Source organism: Chitinophaga sp. 180180018-3 (genome assembly GCF_037893185.1).
Taxonomy (GTDB): Bacteria; Bacteroidota; Bacteroidia; order Chitinophagales; family Chitinophagaceae; genus Chitinophaga.
Window position 1 is genome coordinate 1,741,559 of the sequence record NZ_CP140772.1, and the last position, 24,753, is coordinate 1,766,311.

The 24,753-nt window shown below is 47.0% G+C and carries 14 protein-coding genes; 9 read left to right on the forward strand and 5 right to left on the reverse strand.

Annotated features, from left to right (window positions below; genetic code table 11):
- The first annotated feature begins 115 nt into the window (after positions 1-115).
- The 9 genes from UNH61_RS07080 (at position 116) to UNH61_RS07120 (ending at position 16,564) form a co-directional block, all read left to right on the forward strand.
- On the forward strand, positions 116-3,271 hold the full coding sequence (locus tag UNH61_RS07080; RefSeq protein ID WP_326991438.1) for a SusC/RagA family TonB-linked outer membrane protein: 3,156 nt from the start codon (positions 116-118) through the stop codon (positions 3,269-3,271).
- Between the two features lie 13 nt (positions 3,272-3,284).
- Positions 3,285-4,724: a RagB/SusD family nutrient uptake outer membrane protein gene (locus UNH61_RS07085; protein ID WP_326991439.1), complete on the forward strand. Its 1,440-nt coding sequence runs from the start codon at positions 3,285-3,287 to the stop codon at positions 4,722-4,724.
- A gap of 60 nt (positions 4,725-4,784) precedes the next feature.
- The gene (locus tag UNH61_RS07090) at positions 4,785-7,472 is read left to right on the forward strand and encodes a hypothetical protein (RefSeq protein ID WP_326991440.1); all 2,688 of its coding nucleotides are present in this window, start codon (positions 4,785-4,787) and stop codon (positions 7,470-7,472) included.
- 162 nt (positions 7,473-7,634) lie between these two features.
- A complete protein-coding gene (locus UNH61_RS07095) occupies positions 7,635-8,192 on the forward strand; it encodes a sigma-70 family RNA polymerase sigma factor (protein WP_326991441.1) in 558 nt (185 codons plus the stop codon).
- Between the two features lie 87 nt (positions 8,193-8,279).
- On the forward strand, positions 8,280-9,476 hold the full coding sequence (locus tag UNH61_RS07100; protein WP_326991442.1) for a FecR domain-containing protein: 1,197 nt from the start codon (positions 8,280-8,282) through the stop codon (positions 9,474-9,476).
- Between the two features lie 335 nt (positions 9,477-9,811).
- Complete coding sequence (locus tag UNH61_RS07105; protein WP_326991443.1) at positions 9,812-13,213, forward strand: SusC/RagA family TonB-linked outer membrane protein; 3,402 nt, start codon at positions 9,812-9,814, stop codon at positions 13,211-13,213.
- A gap of 11 nt (positions 13,214-13,224) precedes the next feature.
- Entirely contained in the window at positions 13,225-14,688 is a 1,464-nt protein-coding gene (locus UNH61_RS07110; RefSeq protein ID WP_326991444.1) for a RagB/SusD family nutrient uptake outer membrane protein, read from the forward strand.
- A gap of 32 nt (positions 14,689-14,720) precedes the next feature.
- A complete protein-coding gene (locus UNH61_RS07115) occupies positions 14,721-15,569 on the forward strand; it encodes a substrate import-associated zinc metallohydrolase lipoprotein (protein ID WP_326991445.1) in 849 nt (282 codons plus the stop codon).
- Between the two features lie 26 nt (positions 15,570-15,595).
- Positions 15,596-16,564, forward strand: coding sequence for a hypothetical protein (locus UNH61_RS07120; protein WP_326991446.1), 969 nt, complete (start codon positions 15,596-15,598; stop codon positions 16,562-16,564).
- Between the two features lie 119 nt (positions 16,565-16,683).
- Here the strand turns inward: UNH61_RS07120 and UNH61_RS07125 are convergent, their stop codons facing one another.
- The 5 genes from UNH61_RS07125 to UNH61_RS07145 all read right to left on the reverse strand — a co-directional run bounded on the left by UNH61_RS07125 (position 16,684) and on the right by UNH61_RS07145 (position 24,548).
- Positions 16,684-17,370, reverse strand: coding sequence for a DUF3823 domain-containing protein (locus UNH61_RS07125; protein WP_326991447.1), 687 nt, complete (start codon positions 17,368-17,370; stop codon positions 16,684-16,686).
- Between the two features lie 47 nt (positions 17,371-17,417).
- Positions 17,418-19,187, reverse strand: coding sequence for a RagB/SusD family nutrient uptake outer membrane protein (locus UNH61_RS07130; protein WP_326991448.1), 1,770 nt, complete (start codon positions 19,185-19,187; stop codon positions 17,418-17,420).
- 22 nt (positions 19,188-19,209) lie between these two features.
- Entirely contained in the window at positions 19,210-22,644 is a 3,435-nt protein-coding gene (locus UNH61_RS07135; protein ID WP_326991449.1) for a TonB-dependent receptor, read from the reverse strand.
- A gap of 227 nt (positions 22,645-22,871) precedes the next feature.
- Positions 22,872-23,885 (reverse strand): FecR domain-containing protein, encoded by a 1,014-nt coding sequence (locus UNH61_RS07140; RefSeq protein WP_326991450.1) that lies wholly within the window; start codon positions 23,883-23,885, stop codon positions 22,872-22,874.
- A gap of 96 nt (positions 23,886-23,981) precedes the next feature.
- Positions 23,982-24,548: an RNA polymerase sigma-70 factor gene (locus tag UNH61_RS07145; RefSeq protein WP_326991451.1), complete on the reverse strand. Its 567-nt coding sequence runs from the start codon at positions 24,546-24,548 to the stop codon at positions 23,982-23,984.
- Positions 24,549-24,753 lie beyond the last annotated feature (205 nt).

The window sequence follows — 24,753 nt, forward strand, 5'->3', positions numbered from 1 at the left end:
TGGTGCTGCAATAGAAAGAACATCATTAAAACAAACAAGGGGAACAAATACTTCAACGTAATACCGGGTTTCGCCCGGCTCAGGCAATTTAATTTTTCACCTGTAATTAGAAAATATGCTTTTCAATGTCCGTACCAGGAATAGCGTACATACTTTATATCCTGCATTGGGTTCCGGATCTGGTATTTTAAGAATGGCTGCGATGCTGACAACTATCGTTGTTATGCTTGTATTGTGCAGCAGCGGAGCCGGAGCAACCGGTAAATATGTACTAACTGAAACGAATACACGTAATTCAACAACTGTTACTTCCCTTGCCGATACAACAGGGGTTGGCGGTACTGTAACCGACACGCTGGGAGTACCTATACCTGGCGCGCTGGTGAAGGTAGCGGGCACCACGCAGGCGGTTACCACCGATGCAAACGGTTACTTCCATTTCAGGCAGGTACCCGCAGGAGCCAGCCTGGTAGCGAGTATGATGGGATACGCATCCAGGCAGGTTGCCATTAACAGCAGTGTGGTGAACATCCGGTTACGCACGGGGCTCCGGCAACTGGATGAAGTAGTGGTGACGGATGGATACCGTACTACCACCAGGGCGGCCAACACCAGTGCAATAGGCACCATTGGCGGCGCTGCGTTGGAAAACAAACCCTTTTCCACCTTTATGCAATCTATGCAAGGCAAGGTAGCCGGCGTTTCTGCTCCGTTAACCAGCGGGCAGCCCGGTGCTAATGTCAATATCCGCATCAGGGGAGTAGGATCACTTTCGCTGTCGTCGGACCCGCTGATTGTAGTAGACGGAATGATCGTGAATTCCGGTGCTTTATCCGGCACTGTTACCACTTCCAATGCGCTGGCTGGCATTAACCAGAACGATATTGAAAGTATTGATGTGCTCAAGGATGCGGCAGCCACTGCATTGTATGGCTCCAGAGGCAGCACCGGCGTGATTGTGATCACTACCAAAAGAGGTAAGCTGGGGAAAACCCAGGTACGGCTCGATGCTGAAGGTGGTAACTCCAGTCCGATTGACCTGCCTCGCGCCGGCCGGCCGCTTAATGCCGATCAATTTAGCGTAATGTTTAAAGAAGCATTGAGCAACTCCGGTTATACGGATGCACAGGTGAAAGACCTCTCCGACAAATATGGTCTGAACAGCGGCAAAAGCAATAACTGGTATGATCTTGTAACCCGCACCGGTGCACAACAGCAATATAACGTAAGCATCAACAGCGGCTCTGAGAAAACCAAACTCTTTGCCTCCGCCGGATACTTCGATCAGCAGGCAACTACCATTGGCGCCGATTTTAAAAGAATCTCCGGCCTGATCAATTTCGATCAGCAAATCAATAAACGTATTCAGCTCTCGGCCGGTGTAAACGTTTCCAACGTTGATCAGAACACGCCCTACAGCACGCAGTACTCCGGTAATCCCACTTATGCTGCACGCATACTCCGGCCTTATCAGCTGGCTTATAATGATGATGGTTCCATTAATTCAAGTATCACCGGCAACACTAATTTCCCCGGTGTATACAATCCTTTATGGATAGCGAAATACGACAGCAAGCGCCTTTCTGAAACCAGGATGTTGGGTAATACCAGATTGAAATGGAATATCTGGGATAAACTCACCTATACCAGCTATTTCAGCATAGATTATAATCTGCTGGAAGAAACCGTTTACCTGAATCCAACAATGGGAGATGGTGTTTCTGCAGGCGGAACCAGCAAGAACTATTATTCCCGCTATTTCAACTGGCTGACCCGTAACCAGCTCGATTATCGTTATGATATTCCCGGATACGATAATTTCTACGTGACCGCATCCGTAGGTTATGAAGCGCAGAAATCCAGGAAGTACCTGCTTGCAGCCGTGGGAAGTGGCTTCCCTTCAGCGCATCAGGATCTGACAGCGTTGAGCAATGCTGCCAATGCAGTGGGTGCATACGGACAATTCAGCAACTATGCATTTACTTCGCTGTATTCCAGTGCAGGTATTAATTTCAGGAACAAGTATGCACTTAATGGCTCGTATCGCCGTGATGGATCTTCGAGGTTTCCCACCAATAACAGGCATGCAGGCTTCTATTCCATAGGTGCTACCTGGAACATACATGAAGAAGCTTTCTTTGATCAGCAGCATATACTTTCCTCCGCGAAGCTGCGCTCATCTTACGGTACTACCGGCAACGCCAACCTGGGCAACTACGACTGGCTGCCGCAGGTGAATTACAGCAGCAGCTACAGCTATGCAGGATACAATGGCAGCCAGTATTCGATTGTTGGTAATACGGATCTGCGCTGGGAAACGTCGAAGAAATTTGATGCGGGCGCCGATATAGGATTTGCCAACGACCGCTTCATTTTTACTGTCGATTATTATTACAATAATATCAATGGACTGATAAGGGCAGTAGCTACCTCTCTTACTACAGGCTTTGGCGGTGTAAGTCAGAATATAGGCGCGATGGTGAATAAAGGATGGGAGTTCACCGTGAAAGGCGATGTGCTGAAGCACCGGAATTTCAACTGGTACAGCAACTTCAACCTGGCCATGAACAAAAATGTGATTACCAGTTTGCCTAAAGGAACGATCGAACGCAACGATATGTTTTACCTGAAGGAAGGATACAGCTTTAATAACTACTACCTGAAAGAGTTTGCCGGCGTAGATCCGCAAACAGGCAGTCCGCTGTATTACACCGATGGTACGCATGGGGCTACCACCACCGATATTTCTAAAGCCGCTTATGTAGTGCTGAACCGGCAGTCTGTTCCGAAGTATGTGGGAGGCTTCAGCAATGTATTTACCTACAAAGGCATCAGCCTCGGAATTGATTTTAATTATAACCTCGGCTACTGGGTATATGGCGCTTCAGATATCTACTTTACTTCCGGCGCTTATTATACCTACAATAAATACCAGTACATCTACGACCGCCGCTGGACTACCCCCGGGCAGGTAACCGACGTGCCGAAATATTCGCTGACCACCGATAATTCCACCAGCACTTTCCGCTTGTATCGTGGCGATCATATCCGGTTGCAGAACGTGAGCCTGGGTTATGATTTTAAAGATATACCGCTCGCCAAACGCCTTGGTGTAACCAAACTGAATGTATATGCACGGGCCACCAACCTGTGGCTGAAGACTTTCGATGATCGCCTGCCGTTTGATCCGGAAGTGAATTACTCCGGCTACGATTATCAGAATATGCTGAAGTATAAAACTTTCACCCTCGGAGTTAATGTTGGATTTTAAAAGCTAATTACAAATGAAGAAAAGAAACACATACATCCTCCTGCTGCTGGCATTTGTAATCGCAGGATCTTCCTGCAGCAAGAAATTCCTGGATGAAGAGCCGCCTACTTCCGTATCAGTGGAAAAAGGTATCCTGACGGAGAGCGATATGATGGAGGCTACAGCCGGGCTGTACAGGAACCTGGATAACTACTTCCTCTTTGGCCGCAATGCCATAGCATTTGGTGATCTGCTGGCAGATAATATTTATATCAGCAGTACCAACTCAAGCCGGCTATTGCAACAATACAGCTATACGTTTGTATCTTCCAGTCCTGAAGCGAAGTTGCTCTGGTCGCAGAGCTACTACAGCATCCTGCAGGCAAACCGGATCATCGGGGCCAGTCTGAAGTTGTCCGACAACGTCAACCAGCTGAGAGGAGAAGCATACGCGATCAGGGCATTGTGTTACCTGAACCTCGTGAACTGGTTTGCCACGCCATATACCGTTAAGCCTGATGCCGACGGAGTGCCGCTGGTAACTGTTTCTACAGATGTGGGAGGCGCTTTTATTACTCCTGCCAGGAGTAGTGTGGCAAAAGTGTATGACCTCATTGTTTCCGACCTTGACAGTGCTTATAAGATCATGCCGGAAACAACACCAGCTATTCATGTGGCTAATTCCAACTTCATCGCGCGTTATGCTGTAAAGGCGCTGCAGGCAAGAGCTTATCTGTATAAGGCAGACTATGGGAAAGCCCGTGATGCTGCGCTGCTGGTGGTGCAAAAAGGAGGATACACGTTAGCCGCAGATTCAACTGCATTCGCCACTTATTGGGGCTCCGCCATCGCGCGGACTGATAAGCAGGAATCTATTTTTGAGCTGAATAATTCCGCAGCGGCTAATAACGGACCAGAGGGATTGGATTATATTTATTCCCGCAACGGGTTGGGTGATTTTCTGGCAACAGACGATACCTACGCCTTGTATACTGCTTCCGACAAGCGAAGAAGTCTGATCATAGACGGCACCAGAGGTAGTAACCAGGCCTATATCGTCAACAAATACCAGAATGCTAATAAAACAGATAAAGATGAAGTGAAGCTGCTGCGATATGCGGAGGTGCTCCTGACCCTGTCGGAATCCTACGCCCGCCTGGGAGATGAAGCCAGTGCCCTGCAATATCTTAACCAGCTGGCGCAGAACAGGGATGCTAAACAGAACGCCTATACGTATACAGGCAAAGCACTGGTAGATGCTATTATCAGGGAAAGAAGGAAGGAACTGGTATTCGAAGGATTGCGGTTCTTTGACCTGACAAGAACCAACGCAGAGTTTACCCGGCAGGATATGGGTGTTAAAGCGTATGCCCGCTATCCGTTAGTGAAGATAACCGACTTCAGGCGACTGCAACCTATTCCGGACGCGGAAACAGGAGCGAATCCGAATATTACGCAGAATTTTGGGTATTAAGAGAATTACGAAACGGTGCGGAGATTAAATGGATTTAATAATAATATAGGTCAGGAAATAATGTACAAGAGAAAAGGATGGATGCTATTGTTGTGGAGTTCCTTTGTTACGCTGCAGGTGTTTGCACAGGCAGGTGGCAAAGTAACGCCATTTATAAGACTGAAGGCAGATGATGCAAAGGTAAATGCACGCACTACCGAAATCGTGGGCGATAGTCTTAGATGGCTGGCATTGAAGGCCGGGGCTGCGGAAAAGAAAGATAGTACCAACATGCCGCCTGATGCGGTGTTTGAAGTGAGGGCACCACATGCAGGCACATTCGAAATGAGCACCTACGCAATAGGCAGGACATTGCCTGAAGGAGTAAAAACGCCCACTTCTTTTATCTGGATACAGATAGATCATGGACGTCCTACAAAAAGAATCGTGCTCGATACCTACTATGGCTCTTCGCAGGTGGCTGGCCGGTTTGAGCTGAACGGAAAGAAACAGCAGGTGAAGATCTGGTTGCCCGAAGGGATACGTTTGGGAGAGGTGAGCTGGAAGGAGTATGTGCCTCCTGCAGTGCCGGAAGCCGCACGTAACTATGTGCCCAAAATAGTGCCTCCTGCAGGCAGGCCCCGGCTGTGGGTGAATGCAGAGAGTCTGCCGGTAGTGAAAGCAAGATTACATGCCGGCGAAAATGAGGCAGCCTGGGAGAAAGTAAAACAGGCCGCGTTACTGCCTTATCCGTTCAATTTTCAGCCCGACAGGGAAATGTTCTACGATGAAGCGCTGGAAAAAGCGGCGCAAACAAAAGCGTTCTATTACCTCATGACGGGTGACCGGAAAACGGGCATGGAAGCGGTAAGACTTGTAACAGATTATCTTTCTGTACTCGAATTCGGTAATGTAAAATATGGCGATATTACAAGGGAGGTAGGGCGCGCTATTTACACCGGTGCGCTGGTGTACGACTGGTGCTACAACTTACTCGATGTAAAAGATAAACGTTCTCTTCGCAAGAACATGATGCGGCTGGCAGAAGATATGGAAATCGGCTGGCCTCCTTTTGACAACAGCGCCATCAACGGACATGGTAACGAAGCACAGGTAAGTCGGGATTTGCTGGCGATGAGCATGGCCATCTATGACGAAGATCCTTTGCCTTATCGTTACACTTCCTACATCATCCTGGAGCAGTTGGTACCCATGCGGCGGTTCGAGTATCAGTCGCCCCGCCACAACCAGGGTGTCGACTATGGTGCTTACCGCTTTGGCTGGGAAATGCATGCAGCATGGCTCTTCTACCGTATGACCGGCAGGCCTGTTTTCGATGATAACATCAAAAATTTGCCGGAGTATTGGCTGTATATGCGAAGGCCTGATGGATTGATGCTCCCGGATGGGGATATGTTCAACGTAAAATCGCCCCAATATCCCTATTACTGGAAGCAGCCGCAGACGATGTTGCTGTGCTATGCCTATTCCGGCAATCCGCTCATCAAGGGAGAATTCGAGCGGGAAGGAGGATTACCGGATAACCCGGTGCTGTTCCTCCTCGTGAATGATCCGGCATTGAAAGGAGAAAAGAGCGTGGCATCTCTTCCGCTTACCAAAGACTTCGGGCCGGTACTTGGCAGTATGGTAGCCCGTACCGGCTGGAATAATACGCCTGTCAGCAATGATGTTATTGCCGAGATAAAAGGCGGTGGCTATAACTTTGGCAATCACCAGCATGCCGACGCAGGTGCGTTGCAGATTTATTATCATGGCATACAGGTGGGGGATATCGGATTGTATCTTTCCTATGGTCCGCCATACGATTTCAATTTCAACAAGCGCTCTATCTCGCATAGCGTGATGCTGGCCAGAGATCCCGGAGAGAAGCTGCTGTTCCGCACGGAGGCCAATGATGGCGGTTCCAGATTCAGTCAGCGTTTTCCGGTAACGCCGGCAGAAGTGACCACCGATCCCTGGTTCAACTACGGACGGGTGCTTTCGGCTGATTTCGGGCCTTCGAAACAGACACCCGTTTTTAGCTATTTCAAAGCGGACCTGACGGCCGCCTATACGTCGAAGCTGAGTAGCTATTCCCGGGCATTCTGCTTTCTGAATCTGGGCCGGGAAGATGTACCGGCAGCCATTATTCTGGCCGATGACATGATAACATCCGATCCGGCATTTAAAAAATACTGGCAGATCAATACGCTGAAAGAACCGGTTCGCACGCCGGCTGGTTTTATTCTGCGGAATGAACAAAACGGCATCGCAGGAAAAACCTATGTGGAGATGCTGGTGCCATCGGCAGCAGACCGTGAAGCAACCATACTCAGCGGAGAAAAAGCCAACAGCACATTCGAATTTCAGTATAAAGTAAATTCTAACAAACCGGAAGCCAGCGCACACCGGATTATGGTATCGCCTGCTACGCCGGAGAAGAGGGATCGGGTTCTTACTGTCTTCCAAATGACGGCAGATAAAGTAAATCCACTACCGGTAAAATTCTATGAAACAGGCCCATGTTACATCGTCATTATAGGAAACAGGGTAGTAGGCATGAGTTCCGCCACTGCTGCTATTGAAACCGGCTTTACGTTCAATATTCCGGAAACGCAGGAAAAAGAATATGAAGTAATCCTGACCGGACTCGCCCCCGGTATTTGGCATGTACAAGAGAAGAATCAGGATTTCAGAGTTGATGAAGGAAAGAACACGTTGTACTTCAAAGCGGCTGCAGGAAAGTACACAGTGAGAATTACGAATTAGGAATATAGAATTAAGAATTAAGAGCGAAGATTTTAGTGGTTAGTAGTATTGTGCTATTAACTGCTAAAATCTTCGCTCTTAATTCTTAATTCTATATTCCTAATTCGTAATTTCATATCTTACCTGGCAACATTATCAACTAAAATATAGACATCATTAAGTTTGTCTGAGGGTGAAACACATATAAAAGAAGCGCTCCTTCTGCGTGTAGCGGATGGAGATGAGAAAGCATTCACACAATTGCTGGAAGCATATTCGGGCCTGTTGTATGGTTTTGCCCTGCGGCATGGCATCGCCAGGGAAACAGCGGAAGAGTTGGTGCAGGATATATTTACCCAGATCTGGCAGACGAGGGAAAGTTTGGCAGAGATCCGGAATTTCCGGACTTATTTGTATGTGATATCCCGCAATCGTATCCTGAATGAGGTAAAGAAGATGATCAGGGAGCGAAAGCGTTATCAGGAGTGGGCCACGTCGGTAATAGCAGGCAGCCCGGAAACAGATGGCCGGGAGAAGGAAGAACAGTTAAGTCTTGTGGATGCAGCTATTCATCAATTACCGCCCCAGCAGAAGAAGGTATGGACACTTAACCGCAGAGAAGGGCTTACCTATCCGCAGATTGCTGCAGAGATGGGGATTTCCAGGGAAACAGTAAAAACCTATTTGCAACATGCCAATGCCACTATTACCAGGTATATTGTTAGCCGGCAACAAGGCTGAATAAATCCCGAAAAAATTTTTTCTACCCATTACCCCCTTTTTTATTTTCCCGTTGTCCTTATTGTGAACCTATTAAAATATCAGGACTTGGAAAACCGGCTCGAATATTTATATAGACGATGGAATTCGCAGCAACTCACAAGCGAGGAAAGGGAAGAATATTTCTCCCTGCTGGAGCGGGTGGATGTAGATGAGGTGCTGGGGCCATTGATGGAAAAGAGCTGGGCAGCCGCCACGGACGACGGAGCTTTATCTCCCGAACAGCGGCGTACCATGGCGGCTGCGATATTAACAGGTAAAGAGCGTGTGAAACCGGCAAGGATGCGTTATCTGCGTTGGGTTGCCGCAGCTGCAGCGGTGTTGCTGCTGGCAGGAGTGAGCTATCGCTGGCTGGTGCCGGTATCCGGGAAACATACGGTTGCCCCGGTAGCCGATATCGCACCAGGTAGTAATGGAGCGGTGCTGACATTGGGAGATGGATCCAAAGTAGTACTGGACAGTGTAGCAGACGGTGTGGTGGCGCAGCAAAAAGGAGCTAATGCCGTCATGAAAAATGGTCAGCTGGCTTATCAAACGGAGGCTGCCGGGAAAGCCGGAGCGGAGGTAATATATAATACCGTGTCGACTCCCCGGGGAAGACAATTCAATATGAAGTTGCCCGATGGTACAAGGGTATGGATGAATGCTGCAACGGTAATGCGCTATCCTACTGCGTTTTCAGGTAATGAACGGATCGTGGAAGTGACCGGAGAAGCTTATTTTGAAGTGGCACAGGATAAGAATAAGCCATTCAGCGTACGTTTTCTTTCTTCTGTAGAAGGGGGGAGAGAGGGGATTGTAAAAGCATTGGGAACGGAATTCAATGTTTGTGCTTATCGTGATGATCCGGCGGCGATGGTAACATTACTGGGTGGAAAAGTAATGGTACTGCCATCACCGAACAGTGAACAAAACAGTATTTTAACACCCGGCCAGCAGGCATCTGTATTTTACGGCAAATCCCGGAATGCAGGAATGACAGTACAAACGGCTGATACCGCCCGCGTAATGGCCTGGAAGAACGGCATGTTAAACCTGCATAACCTGAGTCTGACAGAAGTAATGAAACAAATATCCCGCTGGTATAATATAGATGTTGTTTATGAAGATAAAGTTCCGGAAATCACCTTCTGGGGCGAGATCAGCAGATCGGAGAACCTGTCAACTGTACTGAGTTTTATGGCAGAATCGGGCGTGAAGTTTAAAATAGAAGACGGAGGGAAAAAGTTAATCGTCGGAAAATAATAATAACACAAAATCTATGTAGCAACGAACCCATTTCCTGCAAAGAGGCAGGAAGAAAACCTGTTGTTGCCATGTAACAGCAGGGTAACATTTATCAATCAAAGTAAACCTGATCTATGCATTTGACAACCTGCAAGGGCTGTTCTCCTAAGGAGCGGCCAGGAAAACTATTGAGAAAACCCGCAGCATTTATCATGCTTATATTTTGCCTGCAAATAAGCGTCAGCGGACAGTCTCAGATTGTTTCCATCTCGGGAAAAAAGATACCCGCTGAAGAGGTATTCAATTCCATTAAAAAACAAACTTCCTATGCTGTAGTGTGTAAATCTTCCGTAATGAAGCATATCAGGCCGGTAGACCTGAATGTAACGGATATGCCCCTACGTAATTTAATGGACCTGACCCTGAAAGATCAGGGGTTGCAGTATACCATTGGAAAAGGATCGGTGTTTGTTTACCCCGACTCCATCGCTGCAAAGAAACAGCCCGCGGAGCCCGCGCCGGCTGTAAAAGCGCAGGAACCGGTAACTGGTAAAGTTACTGATTCAACGGGCGCCCCACTGGCGGGAGTAACGGTGTTTATCAAAGGAAAATACAGTTCATCTACCGTCACCGGTAAAACAGGCGCATTTTCCATCAACGCGGCGGAAGGGGATGTACTCGTTATTTATAGCCCAGGATTTGCCACCCGGGAAATACTGGTTAAAAAAGGGCAGCCGATTCATGTAATGCTAAAGGTTGCTGAAAAAGCGTTGAACGAAGTGATCGTAACCGGCTTCCAGCAATTGAATAAAGAAACATTCACCGGTTCGGTTGGCAAGGTCGACAAAGCACTGTTGCGTACCGCGGGTGTGGGAGATGTTTCCAAAATGTTGCAGGGCGCAGTAGCCGGCGTAGCAGTAGAAAATGTATCCGGTACTTTCGGTACCACACCGAGAATAAGGATCAGGGGAAGCGCTTCTATCAGCGCCAACCAGGAGCCACTTTATGTCGTGGATGGTGTTCCCATCACTTCTCCGGCTAACATTCAGCCCAATCAGCTCTATTCCGGCGATCCTGCTTCCCTGCTGGGATCAGCCATATCCGGATTGAACCCGGCCGATATCGAAGACATCGCCATTCTGAAAGATGGTTCTGCCACGTCGCTCTACGGTACCCGCGCGGCAAACGGAGTAGTGTCTATCACCACAAAGAAAGGAAAGAAAGGGCTGGTGAACGTTAACGTAGGATCTGCACTTACGCTGGGGATAAAACCTAATGTGGCAACGTTTAACCTGATGAACTCAAAAGAACAGATGGATCTCTCCGCGGAGCTTTATCGTTTCGGATATCTTTCTGTGCTGAACTACCCCAGCAGCACCGGTGCTTTTACTGATATCTACAACCAGTATACCCAACGGCAGATATCGATGGACAAGGCGAACGAACTGCTGAACAAAGCCAGGGGAGTGAACACCAACTGGTTTGATGTATTGTTCAGAAACAATCTTGTGCAGGAACACAGTATTTCGATCGACGGAGGAAATGACCGTGCCACTTACTATCTCTCCGGCAGCTTCATGCACGATGATGGTCAGGCGAAGAGTTATAACATGAACAGGTATACGGGAAATTTTCGTACAACCGTTAAGGTGACATCCAAACTCGACATCGACTTTATCACCAATTTTACCTATAGAGACCAGCTGGCACCGGGAACATTCAACAGTACGGTGACCGACGGGCAGCTCACCCGTACCTTTGAGCTGAATCCATTCAGCTATGCCGCAAACACCAGCCGGGCAATGGTGCCTTACGATGAGAACGGCAACTATAAATACTATCTGCGTGATTTTGCACCATTTAATATTTTACAGGAGCTGAACGAAAATTTCAATACACTCAAGAGTCAGGAAATAAGAACAGCGCTGAAGCTGAATTATAAGATCACTCCGGATTTGCGTTATGAAGCCCTGATGTCGGCCAGGAAAACGGCTGCAGACTATAGCCATGTAATGACAGAAAGATCCAACGTGGCGGCAGCCTACAGAGTGGATAATCCGCTTTCTATTGCGAACATCAATACGTTGCTGTACAAAGATCCTGCTGATCCTTATGCTATTCCGCAAACCATCCTGCCCTCCGGAGGTATCCTCGATCAGCGTACCGCCAGAGGAACCTTCCTGTCTATGCGTCATGCGCTGAACTGGAATCATACTTTCAACATCATGCATACCGTGAATGTTTTTGGCGGTGTTGAAATAGGCAGCGATAAGGTGAACAGCAACTACGTGCGTGGATATGGTTACCAGTATTATGCAGGAAGGATCATTTCTCCCAGCGTACTGGCATTAAAGCGTGCCATTGAAAAAGACGAGCAATATTATACAGAGAATTTTATAAGAGAAAATAAAACGGCCTTCTTTCTCAATACCAACTATGTATATGATAATAAATATATCATAGATCTGGCAGCGAGAGTGGATGGCAGTAACTTATTCGGATCCGGTACCCGCACCCACTTCCTGCCTAACTACAGTATAGGTCTTGCGTGGAACGTTGACCGGGAAAAGTTTATGGAGTCTTTGGACCCTTCCCGCAAGATCGACTACCTGAAGCTGAGAGGAAGCTATGCACTGAGAGGCAACGCCTGGCAGAGTTCTCCTGCCCTCGATGCCAGGTATAACAATGCCTATCGCGGCGATCTGACGTATAATGAACTGGCCATACAACTTCGTTCTCCGGAATTGTATAACCTGAACTGGGAAAGAGATTACACTACCAGTGTAGGCGTTGACGTTGGATTATTCAATAAACTGACATTAACTGCTGAATATTATTCAAGATCCAATAAAGATCTGGTGGCAGAAAAGAATGTAGCCTATGAAGATGGTTTCAGCAAGAAAACGATCAACTGGGCAAGCATGACGAATAAAGGTATAGACGTTACCGTTGGGATTAAGAATATTGTGCGTACCAGGGACTTTCACTGGGATTTCAATGTACTGATGGGACAGGTGACTAACCGCGTAACGGATGGGGTATTTTCTCCCTTGCTGACAGTAAAAACATCGCCGGATGGATACGGCGCAGTAGGAAAGCCGTTGAGAGGATTGTATGCATACCGTTTTGCCGGACTGGATCAGGCCGGGCAGCCATTGTTTTATACCGGTACCAAAGGCGCTGTAACAGATAATATAAAGCTGACCTCTCAGGATGATTCACTGATTACCTATGTGGGATCGAGGGAGCCGACAATAACAGGATCCTTTACCAATTCATTTGCCTACAAAGCATTTGAGCTGAGAATATTTTTTACCTATAGCATGGGGAACAAAGTATTCAGAAACCCCATCGTGAGCAGAACGTACGACGACAATCTTGCTACGCAGCGGGATGTAGCCGCCCGCTGGCGTATTCCCGGAGATGAAAAAATTACAGATGTGCCCGGACTGGTATCCAATATTCAGCAGGCATATTACAATTCGGCATTCATCCGGAAAGACTTTGCCTATAACCGCGGAACCCAGATGGTGGTGGATGCGAGTGTGCTCCGGCTTAGCGAAGTCAGACTCACCTACAATTGGATACCTCGCAAAAAGAACGTGCTGAAAGGCGCGCAGTTTGCGCTTTCGGGTAATAACTTATATTTCTGGGCCGATAAAGATCTGAGAGGAGTGGACCCTCAAAGCATCGTTACTGGTATAAATCTGCCTAACCCAACTTCCTATTCATTCAGAATAAACGCCCAATTCTAAATCATTCAGACATGGTATACCAACAACTGAAAATAAAAAAGCTCCTGGGTGGTTTGCTGCTGGCAGTTACCCTTATTACAGGTTGTAAGAAATTCACAGAACAGCCCTACGATAACAGGGCAGATATCCAGACAGCAGAACAATATGCACAGTTATTGATTAATGCATATCCTTTGCGGCATGATATGTTTACGGATATCCTGACAGATGATTTTGACTATCATGCACAGTTAGCGCAGGCATCTAATATTGCGAACTATCTGCCTATGTATTTGTGGAAAGATGACTATCCGGACAATATAGGCTCCGGCCCTGCAGTGGCCTATGCTGAATTCTATTCAAAGATCTTCTACACCAACCTGGCACTGGAAGGCATTGATGCAGCTCCCGGAACTCCGGAAAAGAAAGCAGCGGTGAAAGGAGAAGCATTATTGCTCCGTTCCTACTGTCATTTCATATTGGTGAATCTTTTTGGTATGCACTACAATCCGGCTACGGCTTCGAAGAACCTGGGGGTGCCTGTTGTAACGACCATCAATAAGGGCAACATCAATTATTATCGGCGTAATACGGTGCAGGAAGTGTACGACAAACTGGAGGCAGATGCCGTAGAAGGGCTGGCACAGCTGAAGAAAGCAGGAACTGCCGTGCCCTCCAATCCCTATCATTTCTCTATTGCAGGCGCGAATGCATTTCTTGCCAGGATAAAGCTGTACAAGGGAGAGTGGGACGAAGCTGTGAAATATGCAGACGCAGTGATTGCAGAGAAAGGACGGAATGTAAGAAGACTAAGTGATGATCTTCCGTTTAAAAAGTCGAACGGTATTCCTTTCTTCGCGAACCGCTTTATGGATCCGGCACTCCACTCAAATATCCTGATGATATCCTATTCTTCCGGGCTCGCTCCTATCACCACTACCGGTTTCCAGATTTGCGGTTTCTTTGCCAGCGATTCAATTACACCGCTATTTGGTACCAACGATCTGAGGAGTCAGTTGTTTACTTCCGTCGGCACCGTGATCGATAACAGGATGATGGCTATCAAGTTTGCCACACAACCTAATAGTCCCAATAATACGCCTATCCGGACACCCTATTTCACCATGGAAGAAGTACTGCTCACACGTGCCGAAGCCATGCTGAGAAGCAATAATGCCAATGCAGTTACAGAAGCCCTGTCGGATATAGAAGCACTTCGCAAAGAACGTTACCGGCCTTATAATCCATTGAACCCGGCTGTCGGCCGGCAGGTGCTTTTGAATACTGTGCTGCTGGAAAGAAGGAAGGAATTCTACAACGAAGGATTGCGCTGGTATGATGTAAAACGGCTGGGAATTGCCGTGGAGCACCGTTTGGGAAGGAATGAAGCTCCCGCTTCTGTGCTTGCGCCGAATGACCTGAGAAGAGCCATACAGATACCCCGGATGGAACAGGAGAGAAATTCTCCCATCACGGGTGAACTCAATCCAAGATAGGTATGCCTTATTACGTACGTTCAACTTTTTTTATGAAACAGACTATTCAATTTTTCATAATAGCGATAACAGGTATGTTGATGTTCATGTCGTGCCTGAAGGATAAGAAGCCGGTAATAAATGATAACATCAATTATTTCGCCACCGCAGCTCCGGTGAACAGGCTCGACAGCCTGATAGATACGATTCAGCATAACTATGGCCTTCGTGTTATTTATAAGTTTGATCCGAGGGTGATAGATCCTACTACATTCTTTGTGCCGGCTAACTACGACAAAGCACTGCCTTATACAAAATATGTGATAGAGAAGATGTGGCTGGAGCCGATACGGATTTTTGCACCGGAATTCTCTAAGAACCAGATACCTATTGAGTTCCTGACAGTGGGTACTGCTATTCACTTCAACTCTATCACTGCAGGCACCGCTGCCGGTGCAGGATTGAATGCCCAGTATTACAGGTTAGGTATGGGAGATGTGAATAACTTCCGGGTAAGCAGGGCCTGGATCAGGGAGCATATCTGCATCCTTTATCATGAGCATGCCCATCAGCTCGATCAGAAGTTTGGTCGCCCTAAAGGATATGACCAGGTTTCACAGGGTACTTATTACGATTTACAGTATATCAGCAGATCCGATGAACAGGCTCAACAGGATGGTTTTTTCCGCGCTTATGGAGGTTATCAGGCCGTAGAAGATTTTGCCACTACGGTAGAAGCGATGATGCGCTTTCCTAAAGATTCCATTCTGAAAATAGTGGCTAAAAATCCAAAACTGGAAACCAAATACAGGATGGTGAACAATTTTTACCTGAGTAAAGGGATCGATCTGCATATGATGCAAACGAAACTCGATTCTGTTGTAAAATCGATCGTACCATGAGATTACTTACTCCTAAATGCGGAAAAATGAAATACGTATATCCATCACTGTTGGCATTGGTACTTATTGTACTGACAGCCGGATGTAAGAAATATGAGAAAGACTTTGACCTGGATGCCCAGGCAACCCGGCAGAAGGCACTTACAGACAAAATAATGCAGGAGCTGGGCAATAATCCAAATGGTTGGCTGATCTATGTCCCGAACCTGGATACGGCTATTATAACGGCCACTCCGGTTGTAGTGAAGTTTGATATAACAAAAGGTACATTCACCACACAATCGCCTTTCCCGGCTTCAAATACCAGGGTACCTGCATTGTTTGAGCTGAGCAGCGCAACAGGAGCACCCCTGCTGAGTTTTGCCACGGGCTCTATCTTTTCAGGCTGGTATGAGTCAGGTAACACTAATGACTACTACTTCAAAGTAACGGGTGTAGTGAATGATACTATCAGTATACAGCCTTACCGGAAAGGGAATATCTATACATCGGAAGGTGGTATACCCATGAAAATGATCCGCCTTAAAGCACCTTATACCGTCTTCGATCAGCCTGCCAGCCTGCCTGAGCTGCTGGTAGATCCAAACTCGCCCTTCCAGCAAAGCACTGTCAATATGCTGAAGCTAACCTACAGGAATGGCTATAATTTCACTCCGTTGATCATGGGATTTGATACATGGAGCCCGGCAACAATAGTGTCTTTCAAGGGAGGCCTTCCGTTCTTCAGAGATCTTGGCATGTATCCATTTGTATTGTACACCAATAACGACGGTAACAACTATTTTGCCTATTATGCCGGGAACAATACGCTGGCAGCTCACATTGATGTGCAGCTGAATTCAACTTTACAGGGTCGTGCAAGACAATTCATCTCGAAAGTTAAAACGGATTACTTCCTCATCCGCAGCATCAGCGCTGATCAGAAAACAATTACTGTTTACGCGGTAGATCAGAATGGAACAGAGGTGATCAGTGGAACGCTGGAAGCCAATTAAGAATTGAGAATATAGAATTAAGAATGAAGAGCGAAGACCTAAGCGGATATTGTGTTACCTCACCCGCTTAGGTCTTCGCTCTTCATTCTTAATTCTATATTCTCAATTCTTAATTCTTTCTACTGTATTTTCACCTCCATCACTTTCGTATAGTTATACTTGTTATACGCATTCGCTGTTCTTGCTGCAACCCGCACATAATACGTTTGCCCGGATTGCAGGGCAGTCAGCGTGTCGCTGAACTTGTTGCTCAGGATGGTGTTATCGTCAATACCTGAGAGATCATGTGTGACAGCCCTTTCATTGATAGGATTGCTGACCGCAGGATAGGCGGACAACAACGATTTACATTCCACGATCTTATCCTGGGCTTTAGGCCTTGAAATGGTGTAAGCCAGTACGATACTGTTGCCCAGTGTAGTGGCCTGAGCTTGAACGTTCAGGAATGGCGTAACGGTGAAGGATATATCGGTGATACCGTTGACGGTTATTTGTGTGGTATCAGCATTGAAGAACGGGCCTTCCACCGGCACTATTTTATAGGCTCCTGAAAATAACTGAGTGGTTTCAAAAGTGCCGTTGGCTCTGGTCCATATATCCTGCGGACTTACATTCCCCTGGTATTTCATTTCCAGCATCCTGATTTTGACACCGTTGGGCTGCTCGGTTTGCAGTGGTTCTTTTGTAACCGCGTCTATGACATTGCCTTTTACACCTGCATCAGGGGCGGGGTGGTTATCCAGTTTGCCACAGGCCGCAAAGAAGATCATTGCCACCAGGAAATATATTGTATGAGATAGTTTCATTTGTAGATGATTTTATGTTTTTAGATGCCATGTTGTTGTACCAGCGGCTAGTAGCCGGGGTTTTGTACAAGATTGGCGTTTTTCGAGATTTCACCCGCGGGGATCTTTTCATAATACAGGTTGGTGGTGAATGTTTTCGGAAAGCCCACGGCAGTAGTTTTGAAAATATATGTATGTTGCTGAAACATCAGATAGGGCAACAGTGCGGTGGCTTTGGCGTTGTTCAGCAGTTTGTCGGCTATATGCCATCTCCTGATATCCCAATAGCGATGGCTTTCAAACGCAAGCTCTATCTGTCTTTCATGACGTATTCTGTCTCTTGTTACTTCATTCCCGGCAAGCGTCCGTATACCTGCTCTGTTCCTGATGGCGTTTACCGCCCAGGCGGCGTCATCTGCGCGACCCAATTCAACAGCGGCCTCAGCGTAGTTTAACAGTACTTCTGCATAACGGATATCGATATACGATTGTGAAGAAGTCCACGGAGCCACATTAGAAGGATTGTAGTTGGGATTGAGGTATTTGCGCAGGTAGAATCCTGTTTGTGATACCTCTCCGCCACCGCCTCCTATACCGTTATTGCCGATGATATGTATGCCCTGATACAACGATTTATAATCACCAGCGGTAATGGTTTGACCGTTGTCGATGATGCCTGCCTGCACATCAATGATATTACCTCTCCAGTCGGCGAAGGGATAAATACAGGTGGCTGCAAACCGGGGATCTTTATTCAGGAACAGATCTGTTGCTTTGGCATACTCGATGGGATTGCCATTGGCGTCATTCAGCTTCAGCTTTCCAGGGGTACCATCTATGTATTCAAACTGTTCCACCAATTCCAGCGTTGGATTGGCCCGGCTGCCATATCCGGCAGTGCCTCTTACGGAATACGGAAGGTTCATGTTATCGAAGCTGTGTGCTTTATTGGGGTAATTGAACTGTTTTATAAGAATGTTTTCCGTACTGGTGACATCCAGGAAAACGTTGATGAAATTCTGTATGTGATCGGGATTTTTGTTATATAGCGTGTATTTAGCGCCGTCTATTACTTTTTTGGCAGCGTCGTAGGCAGCCTGCCAGTATTTGCCTGCATCGGCAGCGGGCAATCCTACCAGCCCATTCAGCTGTATACTGCCATATTGCGCTATAGAAGCTGCGTATACCATGGCCCTCGATTTCAGCGCATATGCAACGTATTTGTTAGCCCTTCCGTTGTCGCTTGTTTCACTTAGCAGGTTTGCTGCGGCATCTAATTCGGAAGCTACGAAGTCGTATACTTCTTTCTCCGTGTTCCGCGGAACTTTCAGCTCTTCCAGGTTTTTGCCGTTATAAGTTTGTGCTGTAGTAACCAGAGGTACACCGCCGTAACGTTTTACCATACCAAAATAATAATATGCCCTGATGAATCTGGCTTCACCCAGCCATTGATTTTTCTTGTCGTCAGGGAACCCGGCTGCGGGCAGCTTGGCAATGAAATCGTTTACATTCCTTACAGCGCTGTAGTTCCAGTATTGCAGCCAGGTGCCGTCGCCTATACCATTGCTGTTATCGGTTTGACAGGAAATGGCTTCGTCACTGAAATCGTGCAAACAGGCACCTCCATTTGGGAATGTATTGAACCCGTTGCGGCTGAAATTAAAATCCTCTATAGGCAGGTCGTTATATAGTGTTGCAAAATAGGCATTGATAGCCGATTCGCTTGTATAAAGACTTTGATCCTGTAATATATTCTGTGGAGGAACATCCAGATCCTTGTCACAGGAGAATAAGAAAACGGTACTGAGTAGGAATATATATAGTGTATGTTTCTTCATAATACTTATTTGAAAGACTGAACTAGAATGTAACATTTAACCCGATATTGTAATTCCTGGTAATCGGGTATTCGTACCCGTATGTATTCTTGGTATGTTCGGGATCTACGACACTGTTCAATCCCGACCAGGTAAGCAGGTTAAATCCGTTGGCGTATACACGGAATGCCTTGATCCCTGCGCGTTCCAATATGCTGGCTGGCAGCGTATATCCCAGCTCAATACTTTTCAGGCGGAGATAAGTGGCATCATGCAGCCAGAAATCGGAGGTGTAGTAATTCCATGGAGCAGAGCCATTGGGCCTTGTGGAGGGATATTTTCCGGGGACCCAGTTATCAGATTTATTATCGAACATATCTTCCCGGTGCCATCTGTCCATAAATATATCCAGGCCGTTTCGTCCCCAGGGTAATGGTCTTGCAAGCTGGTCTGAGCCGAGGTAATCAATAGTGAAATTAGAAGCGCCCTGGAAAAGCATATTCAGATCGAAGCCTTTCCATTGTGCTCCAAGGGTAAACCCAAAGTTAATGCCTGGAGTGGAGCTGTTACGGCCGATAGGGCGTACGTCGTTGTCGTCAATGACTCCGTCGTGATTTACATCTTCGTACTTCAGGTCGCCGGGCAGCAGGTTCCGGTTGCCATTGCCATCCTGCACCGGGGATTTCCTGATCTCGTCCATTGATTTGAACTGACCTATTACATGATATCCCCAGTATATATCAGACCAGCGGTTGGTATTATTGGAACGCCAGTCGTTGTAAGAATTGTTTGACGCGGCTCTTTCTATGTAACTACTTTTGGAACGGGTAAAGGATATATTACCGGAAATATTGTACCGTATCTGTCCTATCTGGTTCTTGTGTCCAAGAGATATCTCCAGGCCCTGCTGAAGGTCGCTGTTCAGGTTTTCCTGAGGTAGTCTTACGCCTACGGTACCTGGCAAACTGAGTGCCCGGTCGGCCAGCAGTCCTGTTCTTTTTCTTCTGAAGATGTCAAATTCGGCGTGGAATTTTCCCTCCCATAGATCTGCATCCAGGCCTACATCTGCCAGCTCGGAAGTGTACCAGGTGAGGTTTTCATTGGCGAGTCCTCTGGGAGAAAGGCCGGATGTAAGTGAGTTACCCAATACGTAGTTAGGTCCCGGGTAGTCATATCCGCTCAGATACTGGAAACGGGAAGATGCGTCGTCGCCCAGCTTCCCGTAAGAAGCTCTTAGCTTAAGATTGGAGATCAGGTTAATATTGTCTTTGAAGAATGGTTCTTCTGATATGCGCCATCCACCGGATATGGCAGGGAAGAAGCCCCAGCGGTGCCCGCGGGCGAACTTTGAAGATCCGTCCTGCCGGAAGCTTGCTTCAAGCAGATACTTTCCCGCATAGTCGTAATTCAACCTGCCTACGATGCCTTCCCGTACATAGTCGAACATCGGTGCGGAGCCGCTGAAACCGGGTGATTGCGAACTGGAGCTGGCTTGCGTACTGTTGTTGTTCCCTGCATTCATCTGGTCTATATCGTTGAGGGAAAACTGTCTGGAGGCATTGAAGTTGTCTATTCGCTGACGAAGTTTTTCAAACAACAACAATGCATTGATGTTATGTTTTTGTGCAATGCGCTTCTGATAGTTTAGCGACAGTTGTAGTGTTGAAAATTCCAGTTGGTCAAATCCTTCTGAGAGATTGGAAGGGCTGTGAGAATATTTTGGCGTATAAACATCCGTGGCATTGTTGTAGTCATACAGTGCAAATTGTTTTTTCCAGCTTTTCGTGAACAGGTACTTACTGTCATAGCTATACATCCCCCTGGCTTTTAACCCGTCAACGAAAGGTATATTGTAGTTGAGGGCAAATGACCCCTGGAAGGTTTTGCCTACTGTTTTATTGTACCCGGAAATGCTGGAGGTGGTTACTGCCAGCGGATGGGTGCCATCGGCAACATTGCTCAGGTACAGCGGGTTGTTGTTAGCATAGACGGGGATGGTAGGTATCTGCATCCACATGGATTTAAAAACAACCCATGTAGGTTCGCCCGGTTCCATTTTATTATCCTGTATACCGTTTAACAATAATTCAGCATCCAGATTTTTGGTAATCTGCGCATTGATATTGGAACGGATGTTATAGCGTTTGTAGTTAAGATCCCCGGATTTCCACATGCCCTTTTCATCGTAATAACCCAGAGAAAGGAAATATTTAATTTTATCACTGCCGCCGCTGGCACTGAGGTTATGTTGCCTGATAGGAGCCTGTTTACGCACTACCAGGTCGTACCAGTCTGTTCCCGGCGTAGTACCATCTTTTAGTTTTCCCAGTGCTTCTTTTGAATAAGTGGGAGTTGTTTTACCTGAGTTGAAGTCGCTTTCATCAATAAGAGTAGCATATTGGTAAGCATTCAGCACATGGGGTGAATTGGCAATGCTGGCCCATCCCGTGGTACCGGAATAGGTAAGTTCCGTTTTTCCTGTTTTCCCCTTTTTGGTAGTTATCAATATCACCCCGTTGGCGGCTTTCACCCCATAAACTGCGGCAGATGCGTCTTTCAGCACGGAAATGCTTTCTATTTCATTGGGATCGAGACGGGTGAAGTTATCCCTGGGCACGCCGTCGACGATCATCAGGGGAGAGCCGAAACCGCGGATATCAAAATCGGTGGCGTAGCTTCCCGGTTCGCTGTTACGTTGTGTAACACGCAGTCCGGGTAACTTACCTGCCAGCATATTGGCGATGTTTGAATTAGTAGCGGTTTTCAGCTCCTTATTGGTAACACTGGATATGGCGCCTGTCAGCGAGGCTTTCTTTTGTGTGCCATAGCCTACCACCACCACATCGGTCAATGCGGTGGCCTCTTCCTGCATTTGTACGTTGATGGTGTTACGTCCATCTATGGCCACTTCCATGGTGCTGAACCCAATGAGTTTAAATATCAGCACGCCTTCTGAATGGGGGAGGGATAAGGAATAGTTACCCTTAGTGTCTGTAGTGGTTCCCTTTTGGGAGCCTTTCAGCAATACAACCACACCCGGTAGCGGCTGACCACCGTTGTTGGTAACCACTCCTCTGATAGTTACTTGCTGAGTGGGCGTTTCCCTGCCTTTTTCGGCAGCAGGACTAAGTACAATCCGGTTGTTGCTGAAGCTGTAGGTGATACCATCGGGCGTCAGCAGGCTGTCGAGCACAACACGGAGGGGCTGCAGTTTCGCCTGCAGGGTAACTTCCCGTGCGGTAGGTACAAAGGTGGAACTGTAGATAACGGGAACGCCCGTTTGTTGTTCCAGCACTTTCAGTGCTTTGTCGAGGCGCACTGCCTTCAGCGAAATGCTGATGGAGCTGTCGAGCACATGCTGGGCTTTGCAGGTATGTGCATAAGAAACTCCGGTGAATACGATGGCCATTGCTATTTGGCTAAATGCTATTTTCATGAGCTTGTAGCGGTCAATCGATAGTTTAGAAGTAAATTTCATAATTTTGGATGTGTCGTTTTTTAAGGAAAATGAGACAAAGCATCACCGGCACAACTGCTGAAAGGCAGTTACGCATGGCTGATGAAGGCTCGGGAGTGTCATCACCACTCCGGGCCTTTTAATTTGCAGGAAGCCGGATATCTCAGACCTGTGACTGAATGTTCTTCATACGTGGATTAATTTTAAGATTAAGGTTGTATCGATAACGTGTTTGCCGGGTATTCAAATCACCGGCTGAGTAATTTCATTTCATTCCCGTTTAGTTCATATCTGATATTGAGTGATTTCTTCATCATGTCAAGGATGTCTGGCAAATGTTGGCCGGAGAAATCGGCGTTAAGCCGGTAATTTTTCAGGTTGTTATCGCCGAAGACGATATGGGCGCCGAATTTTTCATTTAAGACCGTTACTACCTGTTGTAAGCTGGCATTGTCGAAATGAATTTCCCGTTTTTGCCATATGGTCATCTCTTTGTCGGCACCAGTATGATGTATATCCAATTGTTCATCCAGTAAGGTGGCGGCCTGGCTGGCAGTAAGCAGTAATGAGTCGCTAGCGGTCTGACGTAAGGGCATCTGCGTTGCTGTGGTATTCAGCAGGCTTACTGCTACTTTGCCGCTCATGACATCTATACGGGCTGTATGATCACCACTGCTGGTTTTGATACGGAAAGAGGTGCCCAGCACCCTGGTGAGCATCCTGCCGCTGTAAACATAAAAGGGATGGGCCTGATCCGGTGCTATTTCAAAAAATACATCACCGGTCATATGTACTTCCCTGGTGCCCTTTTTACTGTTATGTATATAGGTAATGCGGGCATCGGGGCTTAACCATGCCACAGAGCCATCCGACAGCCGGCGTTTGTATATGCAATGTCCCTGATTACTGACGATCAGTTCTTCTTCCGGCGCCAGGTTTCGTGAACGGGCTTTCTTTTCTGTTTTCAGCCATTGCAGGCCCACCACCAGTAATATAACAGCAGCAGCCCCGCTAAGTGCATACAATAATATTTTTCTGACAGGAGTGCGCCTGTGCCATCGTTCTTCTTTTTGCGCAATCCCGCTTTTTATGTTTTGTAACAGTTTAGTTTGCAATTGATGCCGCGTTTCCGCATCAAATGTGCTGTAAGGCTCTGGATGGTCTTCAAAAGCGTCATACCAGTGCAGCAGCTCTGCAGCTTCTTCCTGCGAACACTCGTCATTGATGTACCTGGACAATAGCTCTTTTATTCGTGGCGTCATACGTATAGCGTGATATTATCAACCGGCAGGATGATTAGTCCTCTATATAAGTAGTGAAAGAAAAGGGGCTTACCCCCTACGCGGTGCAAAAATTTTTTAGAAGAAGAGGGCAACAATGTCTTTCAGGTTAAGCCTGAGGATGCGTAAAGCTTTAGTGAGTTGGTTTTCCACGGTTTTCTCGGAGATATTCAGCGTTTCGGCAATTTCCCTGTTGGATTTATATTCTTTACGGCTTAGCTCATATACCTGCCGGCATTTCCGGGGAAGCTGAGTCAGCGCCTGTTCAAGCCGGGCATGCAGGTCTCTGGCCTGTATAACGGCTTCTGTAGAGGAATCCACCGGCGTTGACGCTGCCTGCATATGATTTCTGTATGTTTGCATGGCCATTTCCTGCTGGAAGTAACGTAGTACCATATAGCGTACAGACGCCGAAAGATAAGCTTTTAACGAAGTGTGTACCTGCAGCTTCCGACGGTTGAGCCAGAATGTAGTGAACAGCTCCTGGACCATTTCTTCCGCTACTTCCCTGGATTGCACACGCTTATAGGCTATGCCACATAACAACGCCCAATACCTGTAGTAGATTTCATCAAAAGCAGCTTCCTCATCCCGCTGTAACGCTTCCAGCAACATCTCATCAGAAAACTGAGCTAAATTCCGCATATCAGACACTTGTGTAGCTAAATATAGGGCCAAATTTTTGAATTACGAATTGGGAATGTGTAATGAAGAATGATGAGCGAAGATTTTAGCGGATGAATTTTTTAACAATGAATGTTGGGATGATTAGTACCAATGATATAATGTTTGTCTTCGCAGTATTCATTGCTAAAAAATTCATTCGCTAAAATCTTCGCTCATCATTCTT